This is a genomic window from Alcanivorax sp. HI0083 (assembly GCF_001635175.1).
On the sequence record NZ_LWFX01001442.1, the window covers coordinates 1 to 2,371 of the forward strand.

Consider the following 2,371-nt stretch of genomic DNA (forward strand, 5'->3'; position numbering starts at 1 on the left):
ACTCCAGACCCCATCGGCATTGGTGGTAACGGTGGACGTGAAGCCACTGCCATCGGCACATTCTGCGGTAACGGTGCCGGTCTGGATGGCGGCACCGACGGCTGCAGTACCAGAAAGGCTTGACGCGGCAGGCGCAGACGGCCCGCCGCCTCCGCCATTACCGCTCGAACTATCGCGACTGCTGTCGCCGCCACAACCTGCCACGGCCAGGATGACCCCCAGCAGTCCGGCACGAAACACGAACTTCCCTATTGTTGGCTGCATACCCGATCCCCACGCTGCCTGATTAAAATGGATACTGGCAGCATAGGAGTGGTGGGGAAATTTCAGCACCCCCTAAACAGGGGGGAGGAAACCGGTAAGCACGGGGGGCTCGTTCAGGAGGGATTTACCAGCCCCATATGGATCGCTTTCAGGGTCGCTTCCGCACGGGTATTGACCTGCAGCTTGGCATAGACGTCTTTCATGTAACCGGCCGCCGTATAATGGGAAATACCCAGTTTCTGAGCTGCATGCTTCACGCTCAATCCCTTAGCGATCAAGGTCAGCATGTCCTTTTCTCTCCCGGTCAGGGTCGCTTCCTTTTCGCCAAAGACGGGATGAAACTGCTCAAGTACGCACCGGGCAATGGAGGCTGACAACGGAGGGCGACCAGCAAGGATGCCGGACAACTGATTACTGAATTCGGCCTCGGTATCATCTTTCAACAAGTATCCATCCGCCCCGGACCGCAAGGAACCAAAAAGATGCTCGGCATCATCAAAGATGGTGGTGACCACACACATCGCCTGGCGATTGGCTTCCTTGAAGGGTCGAATCAGTCCAACACCATTCCCATCGGGCAAGCCCAGATCAATCAACGCCAGATCATAGGCGTGCGCATCGATTTTATCCCGGGCTTGCGCCAGCGTTCCCGCCTGGTCTATCTGTGTCGGCGACAGCAGGCTGGCCACCTGTCCGTGCAGCCACTGAGCCACATCAGGCAGATCTTCCACAATCAATACCTGCCTGATTGCATCCATGCTTGCACTCCAAATCCGCGAAAATAAAAATGTGAACCGAATCACGCAAATAATATATTCTTCAATCGTCCAAAAACAGATTGTTCTAATCACCGTAGTAGTAATCGGTGGCAACCCCATGGATCAACCCCCGAAAAACGGGGGTGAGGTAATGTCATTGCACATAGGGAACATGCATGCTTTCGCTGAAAACACGAATTATTACCGGGCTTTTTCTGGTGGCACTGTATGGCCTGATGGCTATCGCAACGGCACTCACCCTGCCCACTAGTGACATCACCTTCCAACAGAAGGCCGAGCAGCTTGTCGCGGATATTCCTGGCACGGGCGAGATTCTTCTCACGGCGTTCAGCAATGGCCGATCCTCACGTCCTGCCGCCCCCTTCCTGCTACTGGAAGAGCCTGATGTTCTGCCTCACTACACCGAGCTCAATGTGTTTTTCGAAACTCACCGCGAGCTATCCCAATGGCTTTCCGATGGCCAGCTGATGCTGGTGGATGATGCGGGCAACACTTATCCCGTACAGTTACAGCAACGGCACCTGACCCAACTCCCCGGCCTTTTCTGGTTACAGCTGGTCTGCGGATTGGCTGGCATGGTGATTTGCATTCTTGTCTGGGTACCAGCAAAACACGAGGTGGCCATTACCTCATTTGCGGTAACAGGCCTGAGTTATGTGCTTTTTTCCTCGGCTGCCGCCATTTACAGCACTCGCGATTTCTTCATCTCCGGCACGTTGTTCGCCTGGCTTTCAGGGCTTAACCATCTAGGCGCCTTGTTGTTTTCTGCCTCTCTCGCCGCCTTCTTGTGGAACTACCCGCGCCAGTTCCCTTCACGTTGGCTCACCACAGGGTTTTATCTGGCATTTTGCGTAGCCATTGTCATCGATCAAACTCAACAGGTGGCCAGCCCTGTTGACGGTTTCCATTCCTGGGTAATGGCAATCTTTCTGGCAGGACTGCTGGGGTCAATCTGGCAGTGGCGGCAGACAAGACAGCAACCGGGTGACCGCTCCGCATTACGTTGGGTCGTCATTTCCATTGTTGCGGGTACCGCTTTTTTTGCCGGCGGCATGATCCTTCCTGCGATGCTTCAGATCGCGCAACCAGCGTCACAGGGGCTGCTTTTCACGACCTTCCTGCTGATGTATCTGGGCATGGCACTGGGCGTGGTAAGGCATCGGCTTTTCGCACTCGAACCGTGGTGGTTTTCGTTATGGTCCTGGTTGCTGGGCGGCCTCTTTATCATGCTCACGGATCTGTTGCTGGCCATGATGCTCAGCCTGTCCGGGCCGCTCACCCTGACCCTGTCCGTAGCCTTTATTGGCTGGCTTTACTTTCCTCTACGC

1 protein-coding gene and 2 pseudogenes are annotated in these 2,371 nt (G+C 55.2%); 1 reads left to right on the plus strand and 2 read right to left on the minus strand.

Translation table 11 applies throughout. The features are described 5' to 3' along the window. Window positions 1-240 (minus strand): annotated as a pseudogene (locus A3754_RS21860) (hypothetical protein); the annotation flags it as partial. Between the two features lie 137 nt (window positions 241-377). Then, window positions 378-1,142: a response regulator transcription factor gene (locus A3754_RS21865; RefSeq protein ID WP_231880734.1), complete on the minus strand. Its 765-nt coding sequence runs from the start codon at window positions 1,140-1,142 to the stop codon at window positions 378-380. Window positions 1,143-1,198: 56 nt separating this feature from the next. Here A3754_RS21865 and A3754_RS21870 point away from each other — a divergent pair. Beyond that, window positions 1,199-2,371, plus strand: a pseudogene (locus A3754_RS21870) (sensor histidine kinase); the annotation flags it as partial.